The organism is Luteirhabdus pelagi, assembly GCF_016827595.1.
GTDB classification, from domain to species: domain Bacteria; phylum Bacteroidota; class Bacteroidia; order Flavobacteriales; family Flavobacteriaceae; genus Luteirhabdus; species Luteirhabdus pelagi.
Genome location: NZ_JAECMS010000005.1, coordinates 49,019 through 71,341, shown reverse-complemented (window position 1 = coordinate 71,341; position 22,323 = coordinate 49,019). Strand labels below are relative to the sequence as shown.

The 22,323-nt window shown below is 39.2% G+C and carries 21 protein-coding genes; 20 read left to right on the top strand and 1 reads right to left on the bottom strand.

Annotated features, from left to right (window positions below):
- Positions 1 to 938: 938 nt before the first annotated feature.
- The 20 genes from I4Q58_RS12825 (at position 939) to I4Q58_RS12730 (ending at position 21,032) form a co-directional block, all read left to right on the top strand.
- Entirely contained in the window at positions 939 to 1,892 is a 954-nt protein-coding gene (locus tag I4Q58_RS12825) for a GNAT family N-acetyltransferase (protein WP_203296295.1), read from the top strand.
- 2 nt (positions 1,893 to 1,894) lie between these two features.
- Positions 1,895 to 2,665 (top strand): polysaccharide deacetylase family protein, encoded by a 771-nt coding sequence (locus I4Q58_RS12820; protein ID WP_203296294.1) that lies wholly within the window; start codon positions 1,895 to 1,897, stop codon positions 2,663 to 2,665.
- Positions 2,662 to 3,666 (top strand): glycosyltransferase, encoded by a 1,005-nt coding sequence (locus tag I4Q58_RS12815; protein WP_203296293.1) that lies wholly within the window; start codon positions 2,662 to 2,664, stop codon positions 3,664 to 3,666. Before I4Q58_RS12820 ends, I4Q58_RS12815 begins: the two co-directional genes overlap by 4 nt.
- Before the next feature lie 4 nt (positions 3,667 to 3,670).
- Positions 3,671 to 4,429 carry a hypothetical protein gene (locus I4Q58_RS12810; RefSeq protein ID WP_203296292.1) on the top strand — a complete coding sequence of 253 codons (759 nt, stop codon included), beginning with the start codon at positions 3,671 to 3,673 and terminating at the stop codon, positions 4,427 to 4,429.
- Positions 4,416 to 5,063 (top strand): sulfotransferase family 2 domain-containing protein, encoded by a 648-nt coding sequence (locus I4Q58_RS12805; protein ID WP_203296291.1) that lies wholly within the window; start codon positions 4,416 to 4,418, stop codon positions 5,061 to 5,063. Before I4Q58_RS12810 ends, I4Q58_RS12805 begins: the two co-directional genes overlap by 14 nt.
- A 1-nt stretch (position 5,064) precedes the next feature.
- A complete protein-coding gene (locus I4Q58_RS12800) occupies positions 5,065 to 5,775 on the top strand; it encodes a sulfotransferase family 2 domain-containing protein (protein WP_203296290.1) in 711 nt (236 codons plus the stop codon).
- Between the two features lie 79 nt (positions 5,776 to 5,854).
- Positions 5,855 to 6,559 carry a sulfotransferase family 2 domain-containing protein gene (locus I4Q58_RS12795; RefSeq protein WP_203296289.1) on the top strand — a complete coding sequence of 235 codons (705 nt, stop codon included), beginning with the start codon at positions 5,855 to 5,857 and terminating at the stop codon, positions 6,557 to 6,559.
- Between the two features lie 15 nt (positions 6,560 to 6,574).
- Positions 6,575 to 8,077: a hypothetical protein gene (locus tag I4Q58_RS12790; protein ID WP_203296288.1), complete on the top strand. Its 1,503-nt coding sequence runs from the start codon at positions 6,575 to 6,577 to the stop codon at positions 8,075 to 8,077.
- 1 nt (position 8,078) lies between these two features.
- Complete coding sequence (locus I4Q58_RS12785; RefSeq protein WP_203296287.1) at positions 8,079 to 9,104, top strand: glycosyltransferase; 1,026 nt, start codon at positions 8,079 to 8,081, stop codon at positions 9,102 to 9,104.
- A 108-nt stretch (positions 9,105 to 9,212) separates the two neighbouring features.
- On the top strand, positions 9,213 to 10,229 hold the full coding sequence (locus I4Q58_RS12780) for a glycosyltransferase (protein ID WP_203296286.1): 1,017 nt from the start codon (positions 9,213 to 9,215) through the stop codon (positions 10,227 to 10,229).
- Between the two features lie 9 nt (positions 10,230 to 10,238).
- Entirely contained in the window at positions 10,239 to 11,252 is a 1,014-nt protein-coding gene (locus I4Q58_RS12775) for a polysaccharide biosynthesis protein (protein WP_203296285.1), read from the top strand.
- 4 nt (positions 11,253 to 11,256) lie between these two features.
- Positions 11,257 to 11,673 carry a WxcM-like domain-containing protein gene (locus tag I4Q58_RS12770; RefSeq protein WP_262896180.1) on the top strand — a complete coding sequence of 139 codons (417 nt, stop codon included), beginning with the start codon at positions 11,257 to 11,259 and terminating at the stop codon, positions 11,671 to 11,673.
- Positions 11,664 to 12,794 carry a polysaccharide biosynthesis C-terminal domain-containing protein gene (locus I4Q58_RS12765; protein WP_203296283.1) on the top strand — a complete coding sequence of 377 codons (1,131 nt, stop codon included), beginning with the start codon at positions 11,664 to 11,666 and terminating at the stop codon, positions 12,792 to 12,794. The genes I4Q58_RS12770 and I4Q58_RS12765 overlap by 10 nt, the downstream gene beginning before the upstream one ends.
- Positions 12,795 to 12,856: 62 nt before the next feature.
- The gene (gene wecB, locus I4Q58_RS12760; protein WP_203296282.1) at positions 12,857 to 13,990 is read left to right on the top strand and encodes a non-hydrolyzing UDP-N-acetylglucosamine 2-epimerase; all 1,134 of its coding nucleotides are present in this window, start codon (positions 12,857 to 12,859) and stop codon (positions 13,988 to 13,990) included.
- Between the two features lie 15 nt (positions 13,991 to 14,005).
- Positions 14,006 to 15,232, top strand: coding sequence for a glycosyltransferase family 4 protein (locus I4Q58_RS12755; protein ID WP_203296281.1), 1,227 nt, complete (start codon positions 14,006 to 14,008; stop codon positions 15,230 to 15,232).
- Positions 15,233 to 15,236: 4 nt separating this feature from the next.
- On the top strand, positions 15,237 to 15,842 hold the full coding sequence (locus I4Q58_RS12750) for a sugar transferase (protein WP_203296280.1): 606 nt from the start codon (positions 15,237 to 15,239) through the stop codon (positions 15,840 to 15,842).
- Between the two features lie 3 nt (positions 15,843 to 15,845).
- Positions 15,846 to 16,490, top strand: coding sequence for an acetyltransferase (locus I4Q58_RS12745; protein WP_203296279.1), 645 nt, complete (start codon positions 15,846 to 15,848; stop codon positions 16,488 to 16,490).
- Positions 16,490 to 17,629: a DegT/DnrJ/EryC1/StrS family aminotransferase gene (locus I4Q58_RS12740; protein WP_203296278.1), complete on the top strand. Its 1,140-nt coding sequence runs from the start codon at positions 16,490 to 16,492 to the stop codon at positions 17,627 to 17,629. Before I4Q58_RS12745 ends, I4Q58_RS12740 begins: the two co-directional genes overlap by 1 nt.
- 20 nt (positions 17,630 to 17,649) lie before the next feature.
- On the top strand, positions 17,650 to 19,671 hold the full coding sequence (locus I4Q58_RS12735) for a polysaccharide biosynthesis protein (protein WP_317194067.1): 2,022 nt from the start codon (positions 17,650 to 17,652) through the stop codon (positions 19,669 to 19,671).
- Entirely contained in the window at positions 19,668 to 21,032 is a 1,365-nt protein-coding gene (locus I4Q58_RS12730; RefSeq protein ID WP_203296277.1) for a capsule assembly Wzi family protein, read from the top strand. The genes I4Q58_RS12735 and I4Q58_RS12730 overlap by 4 nt, the downstream gene beginning before the upstream one ends.
- A gap of 4 nt (positions 21,033 to 21,036) precedes the next feature.
- On the opposite strand, the gene I4Q58_RS12725 is transcribed toward I4Q58_RS12730, so the two are convergent.
- On the bottom strand, positions 21,037 to 22,320 hold the full coding sequence (locus I4Q58_RS12725) for a nucleotide sugar dehydrogenase (protein WP_203296276.1): 1,284 nt from the start codon (positions 22,318 to 22,320) through the stop codon (positions 21,037 to 21,039).
- Positions 22,321 to 22,323: the final 3 nt, after the last annotated feature.

The following is a 22,323-nucleotide window of genomic DNA, read 5'->3' as shown; positions in this document are numbered from 1 at the left end:
TCAATCACGCTACTTATCGTGTTTTTTCCACTAGCTATAAAAAATAGAATAAATACCAATGCCTTACTAATAGCATCAGTTTTCATTTTTTTTACTCAACTTTCCTATATATTCGGAGTTACCTTCATCGTCGATTTTATTAATTCTTATTATACTGCTGAAGATTATTTTAATAGCTCAGAAGTCGTAGCGGTATCAACCGAACTTCGAGATATATTCAACTTAAGATTTGGAGGCATCTTTAGAAATTCAAACCAAGCAGGCCGCATTTACAATCTATTGTATGCAATGCTGTTGTTGAATACTACCTATGGTGATAAAAAGAAGAAAATCATTTTTTTTACCAGCGGGGTCATATTTTTGGGTATTGTACTTACCGGAAGTAGAACGGCATTTTCCATATTTTCCTTGTTATCCCTCTTTTATTTCTTGTTCTTTTTAAGAAAATATAGAAAAACTATTCTCGTTGCGTCCTTATTATTGTTAATACCGTTTTTTTTATTTGTTGGCACTAGCAACAGAATTCTTAATTTCTCCGAATTAAGGGGTAATTCTAATAGTGGTAGCCTAATAACTAAGATAGATTTTTTGAAAACATATTTGGACTATGCTAACCGAAAATCACCGACTGACATTTATTTTGGCACTTTCAACATCGACAATATCAAGTATTACTTTGGAGAGCGTATCAATAAGTTTGATTCGGAAATTGGATATATGATCCATAGTATTGGGATCGTAGGGTTAATGCTGATTTTTATCTTCTACATTCTATTATTTAGCAAAGGAGACCTACGGACAAAATTTGTGATGATATTGTTAATTTGGACGATAACGAGTACTGTTCTTACTAATTTTAGGTTTTCTTTGCTTTATTTTTTTGTTTTAAGTAGCTACTTTGGAATAAAGAAGGAATCGATTTCAAAAGGCAATTTCTTATGAAATATTTTATCTTCGATATTAAAAAGGACTTCGACCTTATTGACAGTTTTCTGGAAACATGTGCTTTAGCCCACAAGGAGCCAAAAAAAACGGTGGATTGGTTTAAATGGAAATTTTTTGCAAACCCTTTTGGCCCCTCAATAATGGCTTGTGCCAAGGATGAGCAGAAAATCGTAGGCTGTGTGGCCTATGGCAGGCAAGACTTTGCGTTAAGCAATAGTACCCTTAAAGGCGCAATTTCGTTTGAAACATTTGTGGCACCATCGCATCAGGGGAAAGGAATATTTGGAACCTTGCTCCTAAAAGCAGAAGAGGAAGTTCAGAAAAGGGGAATTGAACTTTTGCTGAATTTTCCGAACAGCAATAGCCTTCCAGGGTTCTTAAAAAAGGGCTGGACACAGATCAATGTCTCAGAATACTGGGTTAAAATTGCGAAACCAGTAAACCTTATTAAAATAGCCAAAAACATCCGGAAACCGTTTCGCCCTAATCCTTCGAACCATTCGACGTTATACGGCCGGGATATCGTACACATAGAACAGACAGCCCATTCGAATATTCAACCTATCGTTACTTCCGAGTACCTTAAATGGCGATTTTATGCTTTCCCTGTTTCAGAATACTGTATAGTAGATGAAGATGGCTATTATGCGGTTGCTAGAAAAGGTAAACGTGGCACTGTTGATGAACTTCAGGTACTCTTTGCGCTACTGCCGAACCATACAAAATCAGACTTCAATCGTCTACTTAAAAAAATCAAGACTACGAACAGCTCAGATATTATAAGTTTTCCGATCTCCAATGGTTATGGTCTCAAAGGCTTTATAAAACAATCGTTTTTTATAAAAGTGCCAAATAATACCAATGTATGTTATAAAATTTTAGATGCTTCGGTAAACGTAACTATGGAAGATATCTCCTATTCCGCAATCAACTATCACACCTATTAAGAATGAGGACGCTATTACGAGATATCTACTTAGAGATTTTTGGTAACCTGAAAAGGCCTGCGCCAGGACTTCATATTGTTAACAGCCATTATGTTACGGCGTCGAAACCCCAGCCTAACGATGTAAAAACATTTGAAACTTTTCTGAAATACCTATCAAAATTTGGCACCTTGATTTCCATGGAAACGGCACTATCTTATCTGGAAGAGGGTTCTATGCCAACCGATGAAGTATTGATTACCTTAACGTTTGATGATGGTTTTGAAGAATGCCACAGTATTATCGCTCCCTTACTGGAGCAATATAACGCCAAAGGCACTTTCTTCATCAATTCAAATTATATCGAAGCTACACCGTCCTATCAGAAAGAGTTCCATGATCGCCTTAAGATACATACGAAAAGCCCAATGGAGTGGCAACAAGTAATCGATTTGCACAAAAGAGGACATACGATTGGATCGCATACTCGCGACCATTATAATATGGCAGCCTTGACAGATGATGAATTGGAAGTTCAAGTTCGAGAGAATAAGAAGACGCTAGAAGAAAAACTTACTTATACATGCAACTGCTTTGCATGGCCTTACGGTCAGGATCAGGATTTTCCAAAACAGGCGCTTGAAATAACGGAAAAATACCATCCGTATATTTTTAGCGGAACAAACTATCAAAAGTATTTTTCCAGGAGTGGACGTATTATAAATCGACGACATTTGGAACCGTTCTGGAAGAACTCTCATATCAAATATTTCTTATCGGTAGAAAAAGAATGATTTTAATAGACTCGATATACATCAACACCAGTGGCGGTAAAATCCTTTTAGACTATTTGGTCGCTAGCCTCGAGAAATCCGAGCTTTCCTGCTATTACCTTTTCGATAATCGGAACAAAGGCGACTATTCTACGATTCCAGATGCTAAGAAAAAGTTCATCGAGGCAAGCGTTCGAAATCGCTATAATTTTTACAGAAGTGAAGGCGAAAAATTCACCAAAGTACTTTGCTTTGGAAACATTCCGCCGCTCATTCGTCTCGATATACCCGTGTATACCTATTTCCACCAATTGCTATACGTAGATTTACCAGATTCGATTACCGGCTTAGAACGGCTGAAGTTCAAACTGAAAATTTCCTTTTTAAAATTTTTCAAGAGGAATACAGACCATTTTCTGGTCCAGTCTAACTCGGTAAAGAAAAAGCTGTTAAAGGCTCTATCATTATCTTCCGACACCGTAATTGTCATGCCATTTTATCCTCCATTGCCGTCAACTACTGCCATCGAAAAGGAAAAGAATACCTTTCTATACGTAAGTACAGCGTCGCCCTATAAAAATCACGAAAAACTGATCAACGGCTTTGAAGCGTTTTATGCGGAACATCAAAAAGGAAAACTGATCGTTACCGTGGGAGAGGAGTTTGAAGCTATGAGATCTCTTATTGCTTCGAAACAGGCTGCCGGCATTCCGATAGAAAATCTAGGGATTATCCCGCGCGAAGAACTCGCCTATCAATATTCGAGATCCGAATTTTTAATTTATCCCTCGCTACGCGAAAGCTTTGGCCTAGGGTTGGTGGAAGGGATAGAGCACAACTGTAAGGTATTGGGAGCCGATTTACCTTATACTTTCGAAGTCTGTGAACCCTCGTTGGTTTTCGACCCGCATTCAGTATCCGATATTAGCGATACCCTTGGCAAAGCCGTTAGTGGAACTATCGGCTATTCTTTAAAACGTATTAATAATGAAATCGATACCTTGCTAAAAATGCTAGCATAGTTTTATGGTGGAGAAAATTTTAATTACGTCTACCGGTCGAACGGCCACAAGAAGCCTCGCCGATTTTTGCAATGCAATAGAAGGGGTTGTTTGCTATCATGAGAAGCACCGCAATGACGTGCAATTACTCTTTATATCGCAGTTGCCACAATATTCAACACTGGTTAAAGAGTGTTTGACTAAACGGATGTCGGAAATGGATAAGGCTGCCGGTTCGCACTATGTTGAGGTAAATCCATATTTCAGATTTGTCGATAACGATTTGCTGAAGGGTATGGGCTGGAAAAAGATTGGGATTATAAGACATCCAAAAACCTATCTGGAAAGTGTTTTTGAGCGACCATTATTTACCAAATATGATGTATTGTTAAACCAGTTTCCCTCAAATTCGGACCCGGCTTCGGAGAAATGGACCCATTGGTCTCGATTTCAAAAACTATGTTGGTACTATGCCTCGGCGAATAACTTCCTTTTGCAGTCTGGGATTCCTATATTTCAATTTGAAAAGCTGGTAAATCAGGATGCACAAGTGAAGGAATTGCTCACACTTATGAACATAGACATAACTAACGTCTCAAATTTTAACCTTCCTAAAAGGAATAGCAGCGCCAGGTTTTCTTCCACCAAACAATTAAAACAATTATTTGGTAACGATACATTTCGCCCCGAACAATTGGACTGGAAAACGCTATCATCGGCCGAGAAACAAACCTATACCGAATATTGCCAACCTATAATAAAGCAAGTATATGGCGATATATAGCAGATGGTATCCGTATCAACGTTTATACCTTCCATGGAGGAGAAAAAGACAAGTAACGGCGTATGTATTTGCCATTAAGAACCACGGAAAACCGTTATTCATCCACATCAATAGGACGGCAGGTACTTCAATTGCTTCGGCGCTTAACGTTCCACAGCAGCATTATACCTTAGCGCAATTTGAAACCTTATATGAAGATGTGGTGAAGGCACCGCTTCCCACGACTACTATAATAGTATCGGCGGTTCGAAATCCGTTCGGGAAGGTGCTTTCAGATTACCGTTACCGAAAGCAGACAAATCAAACAAATATTGTAAGCGCAAATCTCGATTTTAACGATTGGGTTGTGGAGGTTTTTGAACGAAAGAACAAAGACTTCAGGGATCGGGAGATCATGTTCCTGCCTCAGACCAAATGGCTTCATTCAGAGCAAGAGTACACCATACGAATAATTCGTTTCGAGAACCTGATCGAAGATTTTGAAAACGTTCAAAAACAGTTTGGAGGGACCTCCTTACCCTGGAAAAAACGAACCCAATCCCAAGCGTATAGGAATATATATAATAACCGATCAAAACAGATTATTGAATCGGTTTTTGAAGAAGACCTTAATCGTTTTAATTACACTTTTTAGAATGCTCGTAAAAAGCTTAAAGACGGTATTTGTCCATATCCCAAAGACAGCGGGACAAAGCATCGAGGATGCTATTCTAGGAGAATTGGGTCACGATCGTATAACAAATGGGGCAACATTTCTTTTAAAAAGGAATAGAAATCCAGAACTGGGCCCCCCGCGTTTAGCACATTTAAGTGCACACAACTATGTAGATTTCGGTTATCTCACATGGGAAGAATGGAAGGCTTATTTTTCCTTTTCGTTTGTGCGCAATCCTTGGGCACGTACAGTTTCGCTATACAAGCACAAGGGGTTTCATAGTGTCACCTCTTTTGAAACCTTTGTGAATAGGTATCTACCGGGATATATAGAGAGGGAAAATTGGTTTTTTAAACCCCAAACTTCCTTTGTTTTTTCGGATAGCGACGAGCCCTTAGTGGATTTTATCGGTAAGGTTGAAAACCTTAAAGAAGATTTCAACACGGTAGCAACAAGATTACAATTGGGAAGCATCGAGCTTGATCGAAAGAACGCGGCTAAACCACAAAAGTTTTTGTCGAGAAAAACAGTCTCTCTTTTACTAAGACATCCCTTGTTGGCACTTCGGCTTCAGCCTTTCGCTACGCAGTATATGAAGTATTCAGATTATTATTCAAACAAAACCAAAGCAACTGTGCAATCTGTTTATGAACGCGACATCGACTTGTTGGAGTATTCCTTTTCAGAATGATTTGATATATTGCGAAGATTCTGAGATTTGAAATTACCGTTATTGATATTATTTCAAAGAACATTTTAGCACCTATTTCATGATTGTTTCCCATAGGCATAAATTTATCTTTGTTAAAACCAAAAAGACAGCTGGCACCTCTATCGAAATTGCCTTAAGTAAGATATGTGGGCCTAAGGACATACTTTCTCCGTTGCGCAACGATGATGAACAATTCAGGCGGAATCAAACGGGTAAGGAGGCGCAAAATCATGATATTCCCTTCAGCAAGTATACAGCAAAGGATTGGTTGCGGATGGTTCGTTATCTGAAAAGGCGAAGGTATTATAATCATATGCCCGCGCTAGAAATAAAGCAATATGTTGGGGCCAGCATATGGGATTCTTATTTCACATTTTGTTTTGAGCGTCATCCCATTGATAAGGTTAAATCGCATTATTTATGGCAAAAAAGGAAGGGCGGGTTTCAGGATATAGCTTCTTATATGGCTTCGAAAAAAATTGAAGAAATAAAGGGGGATCATTTTTATACGGATGATGGCACTACCGTCTTGGTCGATAAGGTTTATAGAATGGAAGACATGGACATGGCTTTTTCGGATATTGGTAATCGACTTTCCATACCCTCTGAGCTGTTGAAAAAACCTTCATATTTTCGAAAGAAATATAAAGGAAAAGATCTTTTGGATAAGGAAAAACTTCAACTTGAGTTTGGTGAAACGATACGAAACATCTTTCAATTCGAATATAGCAACTGGTACGGAGAAAATTTCGCTGCCAAATAACGCAAAGAGTAAGCATTGTTAAAGAAACTATATAAATCGTATGGATACAAGGCATTGCACTTAATTGTGTTAGCACTGTATGCCATCTTTCTTATCCCAGCATTACTTTATTTTTGGGATTTGCAGGTCTATGGAAAATGGATAGCGATTTATTCTTTTTTCAACCTTATCCAAGTACTGGAACTGGGCCATGCAAAATTCATCGGAAACGAATTTAACCAACTTATCCATTTGGATATCATCAAGGCCAAAGCGCTGGTGGGAGGCGCCATACGGTTTAATTTTGTGATCGGCATACTCCAAATAGGGTTGGTCTACCTATTTTATGCCTATGATTTCTTTCGATACTTTTTCGACGACGATATCAATCGAGATGTAATCGCTTTAGTGCTGGCCATTCTATTTGGCTATCGGTTTGTAATTGGCTCCTATCGTGGTTTAATCGTGAAACTATTAAATCCTTTCGGTCTTATATACAAATCCTTTCAGTTTGCTTTGATGGAAAAGATTCTAGAGTTTGTAATTTTGGTATCGGCCGCCGCTATAGGGTTTTCCTTGATAGAATTGGCTATAATTTGGTTTATCTCAAAGACCTGTTATTCTGTGATTATTATGATTGAATTGCGGAAGTTACTTCCAGAATACTATCCTTTTTGGAACTATGGTTCTTTTAGTATTGGAGCACAAAACTTTAGGTCATCCATCTACTATTCAACCAGTACTTTTTTGGACCGTTTAAGCAACGATGGAATCAATCTGTTTGTATCTGCCATAGTAGGTACTACCTTTCTACCCCTGTTTAGTGCTACTAAAACCCTTGTAAATTTCGGAAGCAAATTGTCTGAATTACTGTTAGCCCCCATCAACCCAGAAATGATTACCCTTTGGGTTAAGGGTAAGCGGTCAAGGATTTTAGATGTCTTTAATGGGTACTGGTTCGCTACGGCAGTCATATTAATTCCTATGTATACAATAGGTTTATTTTTCCTAGACGATTTTTTCGTTTTTTGGACCAGCGGTAAATTGATTTTCAGTGAACTGCTGTTTGGTGCATTGGCAATTATCTATTTGGTACGGAACTACGGCTTTATTATGGAAAGCTTCTTTGTTGGAATTACAAAAACAAAGGTTATTTTCTCCACTTCCGTTCTTAGGGCAGCAATCATGTTGGGTGTAATATTTATGTTTAGGGAAGAAGGACTGTCCTCTATTTTGGCAGGTCTGTTTTTTTCTGAGCTTTTTTTGTCAGCCTTTTGGTTACCATATTGGACCTTTAAACATTTTAAAAGTCAATCGATACGCCCATTGGTCTTTTTCGGCTATCTGATAGGAACATTATGGCTGGCAATATTATTTTATATGAAGCAAGATGGTAAACCCCTTTGGTTGTTGTTATTATTATTTATTCCGGTTCTTTTTGTCCTACGGTATCAATATTCCACCGTAACGATTTCAACAAAGGAAATTGTGGTAATGGGAATACAGAAGTTAACTAGTTTTGTATCGAAGAAAAAGTAATATGAACACTCCATTCGTTTTATTTGTGTTGCGGAAGAGCCATCAAGGGAATTTCAGCATTGAAAACATTTACAATGGTTTGTACTCTTTTCTTAAAGGTGAAAACGGGGAGAGATTTCGATATGGACGTCTGCAACTATCACGAACATTCGACTTCCTTACATTCATAAATTGTTTTATTACCTCATTCTTCAGCCAAAAGAAAATCGTTCATATAACCGGAGGATGCGATTATATGGTCATGGCATTTCCGGGTATGATCAGGGTTTGGACGGTCCATGATACCTTCCGCTACCGCGAGATGCGAGGAATTCGAGGTCGCTTTTTCGATTGGCTTTTCTACCGGCTACCTGTTCGGTTTAGTCATAGCATCATCTGTGTGTCAAATGCTACGAAGGAATCGCTGGAGAAATATTTTCCGGAAGCTAGTACTAAGATAGTGGTTGTTCATAATCCTTTGCCGATAGCCAATATCCCACCAGTAAGGGAAGCAAGAATAAGTAAAAGAGAGCGCACCCTGAAAATTCTTCAGATTGGAGCAAAACCTCTAAAAAATTATGAGAGATTGATTATGGCAACCATACATCTGAACGTACAGTATACTTTTGTACAACCAGATAACCCAAGGATTCGAAAATTAATCCAGCAACACAAACTACAGGAGCGCGCAAGGGTAGCTAATAATTTGTCCAGAGATGCATTTTTATCATTGTACGAAACCCACGATGTGCTGTTTTTCGCTTCGGAAAGGGAAGGGTTTGGACTGCCTATTATCGAGGCCCAAGCGTACGGTTTACCAGTTATTACATCGAACATTGCTCCTATGAACAGTATTGGGAAAAATTGTATCCTAGTAGATCCCTTCGATACTGAATCGATTGCGTTGGGGTTCGAAAAGCTTTATGATCCGGCAATCGTGAGGATGTCGATTAAAAAGGGATATGAAAATTACGAGGAATTTAAAATGGAACATGTGTCAAGAAACTATCAATCACTTTATGAAGATTTAGCTCAAAGGTTTCTTTGAAAATTTGTAACATTGCGGCAGTTTAAAGGAAGGAATTTGATTGCCATTTTAGCACCATATTATTTGCCCGCCGTAGAACCCGGAGGGCCTATTAAATCTATAAAAGGTGTGTGTTCTATCTTACATGGGAAAATTCCTTATAAGGTCATTACCTGGAACCGTAACATAAGACAGAAACCCTTCGAAAAGAGGGAGTGGAGTACGCATGCCGAATATGTGCCTAGAATAACCATCCGTGTATTGTGGAAAAACTTTAAGAAGGCAAAGGTTATTTGGTTGAATTCACCGTATAGTATTCAATTCGCTTTTCTTCCATTATTGGTATTGTTGTTTTTCAAAAACAAAAAAGTTTTAGTGTCACCTCGGGGCCAGTTGTTGTACGGAGCTATTTCAACTAAAAAGAAACTGTATTTATACGTATTTCGGTTCTTGCTGCGTATTTCCAGAAATACAACCATTATACATTACACGCACAGCGATGAGCAATCTCGGTCGTACCCCATATTCCGGGATTTTAAGCAAATAGTTTTTTTAAACCCGATTAACGAAATTGAAAATACCCTTCACAAGGGAAAAAATGTGGTAAAGCCAATAATTGGGTTTTTTGGTAGAGTGGTCCCGAAAAAAAATATCGATTTTATCATTAGTATCTTGCCGCTTTTAGATAATAAATGTACTTTTCAGATACATGGATACATTGAAGATCAGTGGTATAAGAAAAAATGTGAATCGTTAGCGAAAAAACTAGGGGTCTACGATAGGGTAAAATTCTATGGTACCTTTACACCTAACGATTTTCAAGAAAAAATTGCCCCCATGAAAGTGGTTGCTATACCTTCATTATCGGAAAATTTTTGTCATGTATTCTTCGAAGCAATTGAAGTTGATAAGATGACTGTTGTAAGCACTGGATTGCCATGGAAGGATGCCAATGACTTTGAGCCTAACACGGTTCTTCCCTTACAGGAGAACTTTTGGGTGAAGCGTATCAACGAAATAATGAAATATGATGAAAAGACGTATGCAGCACATCAGATACGATTGAAGGAATACTATAGGCAAACACAAGCAACTATTAAAAAAGAAAACTTAAAGCACTTTACAGAATTAGTAGAACAAGCCTAAACTAGCATAATGAAATTAAGAAATAAGACCTTATTGATTACGGGTGGCACGGGATCCTTCGGAGGAGCCGTATTAAACCGGTTTCTCGATACCGAGCATTTTAGTGAAATACGCATATTTTCTAGAGATGAGAAAAAGCAAGACGATTTAAGAAGGCGTTTAGGTAATCCCAAAGTTAAATTTTACATCGGCGATGTACGCGATCCGGAATCGGTTGATTATGCCGTACGAGGCGTCGATTATATCTTTCATGCTGCCGCGTTGAAACAAGTCCCTTCTTGCGAATTCTTTCCATTGCAGGCAGTAAAAACCAATGTATTAGGGACAGAAAATGTGCTATTGGCCGCAATTCGGCATAAAGTCAAGAACGTTGTGGTACTGAGTACAGACAAAGCTGTGTATCCTATAAATGCCATGGGGATTTCCAAAGCGATGATGGAAAAAGTGATGGTAGCAAATGCTAGAAACGCCGGGGAAACTGTAATTTCAGGTACGCGTTATGGCAATGTTATGGCCTCAAGAGGATCTGTCATTCCCTTATTTGTTGAGCAGATAAAAAACGGTTTGCCCTTAACTATTACCGATCCTACAATGACACGGTTTATGATGACACTAGAGGATGCTGTCGATTTAGTATTATTCGCGTTCGAGAATGCGAACCCTGGCGATATGTTCGTTCAAAAGGCACCTGCGGCAACCATAGAAACGCTAGCTATGGCGGTGAAAGCGTTATACAATAGCGAAACACCCATTAATATTATTGGTACGCGACATGGTGAAAAGTTATACGAATCGCTCCTTACCCGGGAAGAGGTAATGAAAGCCGAAGATTTAGGCGATTATTATAGGGTTCCGGCCGATAACCGAGATCTAAACTATGCTAATTATTTTTCAGAAGGGGAAAAGGATATAAGTACAGTAGAGGATTATCACTCTCATAACACAGAACGTCTAGATATTGAAGGAATGAAAAAATTATTGTTGAAATTAGACTTCATCAATGAAGATTTAAAAAATCAATAACCTTTTGCAACCAAAACTGATACCTGGGGGTATACATAAGGATAAAAGGGGAATGTTACAGTTTTTAAACGACTTCGACATGTCACCGATTAAGCGGATGTATGTCACCACCCATCATGACACAAAAACCATCCGAGCTTGGATGGGGCATAAAATTGAATCGAGATGGTTCTTCTGTACCCGAGGAGCTTTTATAATTCGATTAGTTGCTATAGGGAAAGACGATTCACCAACCGGACCTGTTCGGTCCTTCCAATTAAAGTCTAGTGCATCTGAAGTACTGTTTATCCCTCCTGGTTATGCGTCTGGCTTTAAGGCCGAAGAAGAACATTCCTCGCTCTTGATTATGGCCGATTATGGTTTTGGCGAAATAGACGATACATTGAAATTTTCAACCAAAGAGTTTTTAGCATGGAAGTAAGAAAAAAAGTAGGCATTACGGGTCAATCGGGGTTTATGGGGCAACATTTATATAATTACCTCGGACTTTTCCCCGATGAATTTACCCGTGTTGAGTTTGAACGTTCGTATTTCCAAGATGACCAGGCACTTGAACAGTTTGTGGCCTCGTGTGATGTAATCGTGCACCTTGCTGCCATGAACCGCCATGACGATCCACAGGTTATCTACGATAATAATATCGAATTGGTTCAGAAACTTGTACACGCTTGTGAAGCGGCCGAAACATCTTCCAAGATTATTTTTTCCTCCTCTACCCAAGAAGAAAGAGACAATCATTACGGAAAGTCAAAGCGCGAGGGGCGAAAAGTGTTTCAGGAATGGGCTCACAAATCTGGAGGCCAGCTTGTTTCAATGATTATTCCAAATGTATTTGGACCTTTCGGCAAACCCTACTATAATTCGGTAGTGGCAACCTTCTGCCATCAGCTTACACACGATGAAACTCCCGCAATACATCAAGATGGTACGGTCAACCTGATTTATATAAACGAATTATGCGAAGAATTCCTTAGACTCATCAGAGGGGATCAACAGGAATCTTCTGTCACGGAAACAATTGTACCTCCACATGCGATCAAGGTTTCAAGCTTATTGAAATTACTGCAAGAATACAAAAGCGATTATCTTGAGAATGGAGAGGTACCCGATTTGACCGATGCTTTTCAAAAGGCGCTTTTCAATACGTTCAGGAGTTATATTCCAATGGATTATTTTCCTAGAAAGTTCACCCAACATTCTGATGATAGGGGAGCCTTTGTGGAAATAATGCGAGCCGATACGCCAGGACAGTCTTCCTATTCAACTACTGTTCCTGGAATCACCCGGGGAAACCATTACCACACCCGAAAAATGGAGCGTTTCGCGGTCATAAAGGGGCAAGCGATTATTCAACTTCGAAAAATAAATACGAAGAAAGTGTACGAATTTATGCTTAATGGAGATACTCCGGCCTATGTCGATATGCCTATCTGGGTAACACATAATATTAAAAATGTGGGCGATACAGAACTCATTACGCTTTTTTGGATCAACGAACCATTCGACCCTAAAAATCCAGATACGTATTACGAAACGGTTTAGTTTTTATGTCTTGATATAGATTAAATTATGTTACTTTTGCAGCCGAAACAAACCTGCTGATTATGAAAACATTAAAAGTTCTCACAGTAGTTGGTACACGCCCCGAAATTATACGCCTAGCTTGCGTAATGAAAGCATTGGATGCCAACGAAGCCATAGAACATATACTCGTGCACACAGGTCAGAACTATGATTATGAGCTCAATGAAATTTTCTTTGAGGACATGGGTATTAGAAAACCAGATCATTTTCTCGAAGCGGCTGGCAAGAATGCTACCGAAACTGTGGGGAATATTTTAATTAAAATAGATCCTATTCTTGAAAAGGAAAAGCCTGATGCATTCTTAGTATTAGGCGATACGAACTCCTGTCTTTGCGCCATTCCAGCGAAGAAACGAAAGATTCCAATTTTTCATATGGAAGCTGGAAACAGATGTTTCGACCAGCGTGTGCCCGAAGAAACCAATCGAAAAATTGTAGATCACATCGCGGATGTAAATCTTACCTATAGCACTATTGCACGCGAATATTTATTGCGTGAAGGCCTTTCGCCTGACCGGGTTATTAAGACTGGTAGTCCTATGTTTGAAGTACTTTCCGCTTTTCGTGAAAAGATTGAGAATAGCAACGTATTGGAAAGGCTGGAACTGAAAAGGAATCGATATTTTGTGGTGTCCGCCCATCGAGAAGAAAACATCAGTAATCCGAAAAATTTTGAAGGGCTCATCGCTTCGCTTAACCAAATTGCGGAAGAATACGAATATCCTATTATAGTTTCGACCCATCCTAGAACACGAAAAATGTTAGACGAAAAGGGCATTGCCACTCATGAAAACATCCAGTTTTTGAAGCCATTGGGCTTTAGCGACTACAATGCACTGCAACTGTTCTCATATGCCGTCTTATCCGATAGCGGAACCATTTCGGAAGAATCCTCAATTCTTAATTTCTGGGCCCTAAATATCAGAGAAGCCCATGAACGCCCAGAAGCGATGGAAGAAGCCTCAGTTATGATGACGGGCCTGGATCCCGAACGCATCTTACAAGCACTGGTTACCTTAAAAACGCAAAAACGAAATCCAGAGCGATCTTTCAGAGAAGTGGCCGACTATAGTATGCCCAACGTTTCCGATAAGGTTGTACGTATCATCCTCTCGTATACCGACTATGTGAATCGTGTTGTGTGGGCTAAATAAAGAAATATTCCGGTTATGAAAGTATTGTTTCTTACCATGGCAGGTATTAGTAACGTGTCTTCCAGGGGTATCTACACAGACTTGTTGCGTACCTTCAGGGATGAGGGCCATGAAGTTGTTGTGATGTCACCGATTCAACGACGAGAGAATCAAAAAACGTTTGTAAAAAAAGAAGACAATGTAACTATTGTAAGGGTGCGCACCTTGAATGTAGAAAAGGCTAGCGTGCTGGAAAAGGGAATCGGACAATTATTAATCGAACAGCAGTTTCTAAAAGCTGTAAAGAAGTTCCTTAAAAACGATTCCTTCGATTTGGTTCTTTATTCTACTCCACCTATAACATTTTCAGCGGTTATAAAATATGTGAAAAAACGAGACAATGCATATGCCTATTTGTTGTTGAAGGATATTTTTCCTCAAAATGCGGTAGATATGGGGATGATAAGAAACGGCAGTATATTGCATCGGTTTTTTAAACGGAAGGAACGAAAACTATACGCGCTTTCCGACACCATTGGCTGTATGTCGCCAGCAAACAAAGAATTTTTAACAAAGCACAATCCGGAAATAGCAGAGGATAAAATTGAGATTAATCCGAATACCATTGTCCCAATAGTGCAAGCGCCTCAAAAAGATGAATCAGTCCTTGAAAAGTATAACTTGCCGATCGACAAAAAAATCTTTGTATATGGTGGTAACTTGGGCGTTCCACAGGGATTAGATTTCCTCCTGGATGTAATTGAACAGAGCTCATTCGATACCGTTCACTTTCTTATCGTAGGGTCGGGAACACAATATCTAAAGTTAAAGGCTTGGTTTTCTCGGAAGAAGCCCTCTAATGCTACCCTATTCTCTGCCCTGCCAAAAGAGGATTACGATCGGTTATTAGGCAGTTGCGATGTAGGGCTCATTTTTCTGCATCCTAATTTTAGTATTCCAAACTTTCCCTCTCGATTGCTGTCGTATCTAGAAATGAAGATGCCTGTAATTGCCGCTACAGACGAAAATACGGATATCGGTTCATACATTGAAAATTATCGATGTGGCTTTTGGGTGAAGTCGGGGGACATAGATTCCTTTATGGCTAAAACTAGAAAATTACTGTCCGCTAATGATGCGGAATTTGAAAAATATCGTGAAAATGCAAGACAATTGCTTTTCGATAACTTTACCATTGAAAAGTCATATAATAGTATCATGTTGCATATGGTAAATCACTCCTCTCATAAAAAAAGGAAGTAAAACGATGTATACTAATTTTATTAAACCGTTTTTCGATATAACAACAGCGTTCGTCTTGCTCGTTGTTTCCAGTCCACTTTTTATATTGCTTCTTATAGGATTGGCACTGGTAAATAAGGGAACACCGTTTTTCATCCAATTACGTCCTGGTAAGGACGAGCACTTATTTAAAATTATCAAATTTAAAACCATGACGGATGAGAAAGACAAGAATGGAAAGCTATTACCCGATGAAAAACGGCTAAAATCTTTTGGTAAAGTTGTAAGGGCACTCTCCTTAGACGAACTACCCCAATTGATAAATGTGGTGAAGGGAGATATGAGTTTTGTCGGACCACGCCCATTATTACCAGAATATTTGCCATTGTATGATGAGGTACAGAAGAAAAGGCATTTGGTGAAACCAGGGATTACGGGATGGGCTCAAGTTAATGGACGTAATGCGATTAGCTGGACAAAAAAATTCGAACTCGACGTATGGTATGTTATGCATCAAACGTTTGCTTTAGATGTAAAAATCTTGTTGAAGACGGTCAAAAAAGTAATAATAAAAGAAGGGATTAATACCGAAGGGCAAGTTACTACTACACCCTTCAATGGAAGCAATTAAGATATGGAGGATATAATTATTGTAGGGGCAGGAGGTTTTGGACGTGAAGTTGGAATGCTTATAGATGTTATAAATCAATACTCTAGCGAAAAGAAAAAATACAATCTCTTAGGTTTTGTTGACGATGGTATAAAACAACACACAAAAATCCATGAACACGAGGTATTGGGAGGCATCGATTATTTAATGAATAATGATAAAAAATGTGCACTGGTATTAGCTATAGGAAATCCTAGCATTAAACGTGAACTAGCAGCAAAACTAAAGAACTATCATTTCCCAAATATTATTCATCCAAATGTTTCGTTGAATAAAAAGTACGTAACTATAGGAACGGGATGTATAATTTGTGAAGGCTCAATAATTACGTGCGACATCGCTATTGGAGACTTTGTAATTGTAAATCTGGCCTGTACTATTGGTCACGATACCGTAATTGAAGATTTTTGCTCATTTATGCCAGCGGTTAATATTAGTGGTGAAGTAACGGTTAAAGAAGCTGTTTACATCGGTACTGGAGCGAAAGTTATTAATCAATTAGAAATCGGTAAAAATGCTATTATAGGAGCAGGAGCAGTGGTTTCCAAATCCTTACCAGAAAATTGCACAGCGGTAGGCATTCCAGCAAAACCAATAAAATTTAATTAATGAAGGCATCAAAAATTTGGTTGTCCTCGCCACATATGGGAGGAACCGAACAAAAATACGTAACGAAGGCTTTTGAGGAGAACTGGATTGCTCCGTTAGGTCCAAATGTTACCGGATTCGAAAACGATTTGGAACATTATCTAGGCAGGGATTCCCAGGTAGCGTGTGTATCCTCTGGTACGGGAGCTATTCACATTGCTTTGGACATGGCTGGTGTTTCTGCCGGTGATACTGTGTTGTGCCAAAGTTTTACCTTTTGTGGATCCGCTAACCCTATAACCTACTTAGGTGCGAAGCCTATTTTTATCGATAGCGAGCTAGAAACATGGAATATGTCACCAGAGTATCTCAAGGCAGCTATTGAAAAAGAAATCCAAAAAAGTAAAAAGCCTAAGGCTGTCCTAGCAGTACACTTATATGGGATGCCCGCGAAAATCGACCAGATTGAACAAATCTGTAAGGAATACGACATTGTTTTAATAGAGGATGCGGCAGAAGCGTTAGGCTCGGAATATAAAGGAAGGAAATGTGGAACATTTGGCGACTTTTCAATTTTATCATTTAACGGGAATAAAATAATTACAACCTCTGGTGGCGGAGCGCTGGTCTGTCGTACTAAAGAAGCTAAGGCTGAAGCCATCTTTTTAGCCACGCAGGCAAGAGATAATGCCCCGCACTATCAGCATAGTAGGATTGGGTACAACTATAGGATGAGTAATGTCGTAGCCGGAATAGGAAGAGGACAAATGGAAGTTTTGGAGGATCATGTTTCAGCCAGACGAGCAAATCATACGTTCTATAAAAAAATCTTTGAAAAGGTTGAAGAAGTTACATTATTCGAAGAACCATCAACCGATTTCTACAGCAATCACTGGCTTAGCTGCATAACATTTGATGATAAGAAAATGTTAAATTGTGAGAAATTACGTAATTTTCTACTCGATTTTAATATAGAAAGTAGACCTTTGTGGAAGCCAATGCATCTTCAACCTGTCTATGAATCAAACGATTACTATGGTAATGGGGAGGCAGCGGCATTATTTAATAAAGGGCTATGTCTTCCTTCTGGATCTAACCTTGGAAGTGAGGAAAAAAATAGAATCAAAGAAGCCCTTTACTCGTTTTTCGAGAATAATTAGGGCCCCAAGCCATTGAAAAGATGATGAAGTCGAAATTTTTACGAGCATTAAAAGTTATCCTCTCTTCTAGCGATAACAGGCTCGATATACGAAATGTTCGCTACCTGCCTAGATGGGCTGTCCTTGGTATCGATACTATTTTACTACTATGCTCCATTTTGTTAACAGTTGTAGTTCTCGGTGACTTAAATATCTATCACCTAAATTTTATGCCAGCATACCAACAGATTCTCTTGGTACTGATGGTGAATGTAATTGTGATGCTAATTTTCAAGACCTATGCCGGCCTAATTCGTCATTCGTCTTATATGGATGCCTTAAAGTTGATACTTTCCAGTATTAGTGCCTTCGGCATACTTACGATTATCAACTTGATAACAATAGCCATTACTAGTGAAAAGATTTTTCTGAATGCAGCATTGGTGGTATACTCCTTTTTTTCATTTGTTTTACTGTTTACGTTTCGCCTTTCTATCAAACAGCTTTTTGAGTATTTCAGAGTATTTCAAACTAATGAACGTTGCGAAAAAGCGGTGGTAGTAGGAATCGATGAGAATGCTATATCTATTGCAGCTGCCTTAGATCTTGAGCACCCCCAACGTTTTAAAATTCAAGGTTTCTTGTCGCGAAGAGCCTCTAATAAACGCCTGATGATACTAGGAAAACCTGTAGTTAAAGTGGAGGGTGGAATTGGTATGGAGGTCCAAAAACTGGGTGCAGACGCAGTAATATTATCAGGAGATGGCTTAACTGCCAACCAGAAATATGCATTAGTTGAGGACTGTTTAGAGCACAATATCAAAGTTTATAATAGCCCCTTGGTATTAGACTGGAGTGCTGAAACCTCCGTAGCGAAACAGGTCCGAAATCTACAGATCGAGGATCTGCTTGAACGTGAACCCATAGTGTTACACAATCGAGAAAAATCGAAGCAATTATTTGGCAAGACCGTATTGGTTACTGGGGGGGCGGGTTCCATTGGAAGTGAAATTGTTCGACAGCTTATAAAGTATAAACCTGCTCTAGTCTTAATCTTAGACCAAGCAGAAACGCCATTGCACGAGCTTTACTTAGAATTAAAGGCGAAGCATAAGGATTTCAATTTTAAATGTATCATCTGCGATGTAGCCAATCGAAATCGGTTAATGATGCTATTCAAGAGATACAAGATCGACGTAGTATACCACGCAGCAGCATACAAGCATGTACCGCTAATGGAAGATAACTCTCCCGAGGCAATCATCACCAATATTTATGGAACAAAAAACTTGGCCGATTTAGCGGTACTAAATAAAGTTTCAAGATTCGTGATGGTCTCCACCGATAAGGCAGTTAATCCCAGCAACGTAATGGGAGCATCCAAGCGCGCAGCAGAAATGTACGTTCAGTCTAGAAACTTTTATAAGAGAAACCCTAAAAACGCCACCAAATTTATTACCACTCGATTTGGAAATGTATTAGGATCTAATGGAAGTGTAGTTCCCTTGTTCAAAAGCCAAATAGAAAAAGGAGGCCCCGTTACCATTACGCATCCTGACATCATTCGGTATTTTATGACAATACCAGAAGCCTGTCAGTTGGTGCTGGAAGCTGGAGCCATGGGGAAAGGTGGCGAAATTTATATTTTCGATATGGGCGAACCCGTCAAAATTATGGACCTTGCTACCAAAATGATAAAACTAGCGGGATATGTTCCCAATGAAGATATTACTATAGAAATTACTGGACTTCGACCAGGTGAGAAGTTATATGAGGAGTTGCTCGGGGATACCAGCAAAGCCTTACCGACACACCATTCAAAAATTTTGATAAGTAAAGATCTGGAACAGGATTTCGATACCGTGAGCGAAAAGATAAACAGAATTATTGAAGCTGCCCTTAGATACGATGCCACAAGAGTCGTTTCTGAATTGAAAGATTTGGTACCTGAATATATTAGTAAAAACTCAGAATTTGAGATGCTCGACGATTCCGGTATACAGAAAGATAAAAACCAAGATTTTTCACCCTTTAAAACCGAAATTATCTCAGAAGATTCATGATGGGAAGCTTGCCACGCCTGTTTTGTTTTTTGATATTCACTGTGTTGGTATATAACCCTTCAAGCTTCTCTCAGTCAACACACCAGTTTTCCATAAACGGTTTTATCGATTTACAGGGTAGTTTTGCCAATGCCGATAAAAACCCATTCTGGATCAGCGCCAATACCTCTGGAGCATTGTCGGAGACCACCACCTACGTAGTTACTCCTTCCATTCGTATATCGTATGGTTTATCTGAAAATGATTCTTTAGCAATCGGGGTTTCAGGTTATGTACACGACGGATTTGATGATCAATTTCAACGAAAGGAAGCTTATTTGGAATATAAGAACGATTGGTTACGAATACTGGTAGGTAGTGAAAAAGTAGAAGAACGATTTAATGGTGCTTCGGTAGTAGCAGAAAATTTTTGGATGTCTGGAAATAGCAGGCCGCTTGCTGGCTTTTTAGTGGAGGCTCCAAAAAAACTGTTTGTCACTAACACCCTTTCTATAGATTATGGGCTTGGGCACTATTTTCTTAACGATGAACGAGTCGTACAAAATGCATGGGTTCATTTTAAACGACTTGGTTTATCTTGGAACTTTTCAGAAAGAAATACTATTACCTTCAAAGTCGAACACTATGCGCAATGGTCTGGTACTTCTGAAGAATATGGTGTACAACCAAATGATTTCAATGATTTTTGGGATGTTTTTCTTGCGAGTCGCGGGAGCGAGGCAGCTCCCGAGACCGATAGGGCAAATGCTACCGGAGAACATATGGGGCTTTTCAGTATTGAATATCAATACAAACCTTCCATCGGAATAGTTTCGTTCTACCATGAACATCCAATTGAAGACGGATCAGGAACTCGATTTCAGAATTTTCCAGATGGGATATGGGGAGTAGCCTTCATCCCTAATACAAAAAGGTACGATAGTTTGTTGAAGACTCTGGTGGCAGAATATATCCAGACAACGAATCAAAGTGGTCAATTAGGGAGAAGCGGTAACGATAACTATTTTAATGGTGGTGTATATCAATCAGGGTGGTCGTATGAACGCAGGATTATTGGTCTGCCCTTTATTCAAATAAGGCCCGATGGAGTGGGTATTCAGAATAATCGACTTCGAGCGCTACATCTAGGATTGGTATTGAATTATAAGAGATGGGACCTTCTGTTAAAAACCACCATGATAGAAAACTTGGGAACATATACAGTTCCTTTCAACCCAAAGCAGCGAGCTTTTCACAATTTAGTACAAATTGCTTATACCACAAATACGTTTGGTGCATTTACGATTTCCGGGGGACACGACTTACTTGAAAATGTAGATGACAGCCTAGGAGCAACAATAGGATATCACTACTCATTCTAAAAACCTATAAACGCTTGTTAGCCTTACTGCCAAGCGTTCCTTTAACATCATATATGACACTGCTATCATGCAGGATTTCGCTAAAATCCATATCAGCAAACTCTTGGTGTGCGACCGCCAGTATTATACAGTCATATGTTTTCGTTGGCACCTTGTTAAGTATTTTTAATCCGTATTCAGATTCAACCTCAGTAGGGTCAGCCCATGGATCGTAAATCGTAATATTGGTTTCGTACTCTAGCATCTGTCTAATGACATCAATGACCTTCGTATTGCGGACATCAGGACAATTTTCTTTAAACGTAATACCTAGCACCAAGATCTCGGCATTTTTTATTTTTAAGTTATTCTGCAACATTAACTTGACCACTTCACTTGCAACATAATGCCCCATACTATCATTCATCCGTCTTCCTGCAAGTATGATTTCAGGGTGATATCCTAGTTCCTGGGCTTTCTGTGCTAAGTAGTAGGGATCTACACCTATACAATGACCGCCTACGAGCCCAGGCTTAAAGGGAAGGAAATTCCATTTCGTTCCAGCTGCTTCTAATACGGCATGGGTATCGATACCCATCATGTTGAAAATTTTTGCTAATTCATTTACGAAAGCAATATTGATATCTCGCTGCGAATTTTCGATCACTTTTGCAGCTTCTGCTACACGAATTGAAGGAGCCAAATGCGTTCCAGCCGATATAACCGAAGCATATAGTTTATCAACCTTTTTTCCTATCGCTGGAGTAGATCCGGAAGTAACCTTCAATATCTTCTCTACAGTATGCTTTTTATCGCCAGGGTTTATACGCTCTGGTGAATATCCGACAAAAAAATCTACATTTAGGGTAAGACCAGAGGCTTTTTCCAATAGTGGAACGCAATCCTCTTCCGTAGCACCTGGATAAACGGTACTTTCGTAAATTACGATATCATCTTTTTTTAAGACCCGGCCAACTGTTTCACTCGCCTTAAATAGAGGTGTTAATACTGGTCGATTATTTTTATCCACGGGCGTAGGAACCGTTATGATATAATAATTGCATTGCTGCAGTTCCTGTATCTCAGTTGTGCAGTATAAGCCAGGCAAACCTTCTTCAATTGTATGAGCATCCACCAAGACGGTTTGAAGATCTCCGTCAGAAACTTCCAACGTGCTATCATTTCCGTCAGTAATTTCAGCTACCCTATCTCTATTTATGTCAAAGCCAACTACGGGATATTTTGTTGCGAAAAGACGCGCTAGGGGAAGTCCAACATATCCTAGTCCTATTACAGCAATTTTCTTCATGAA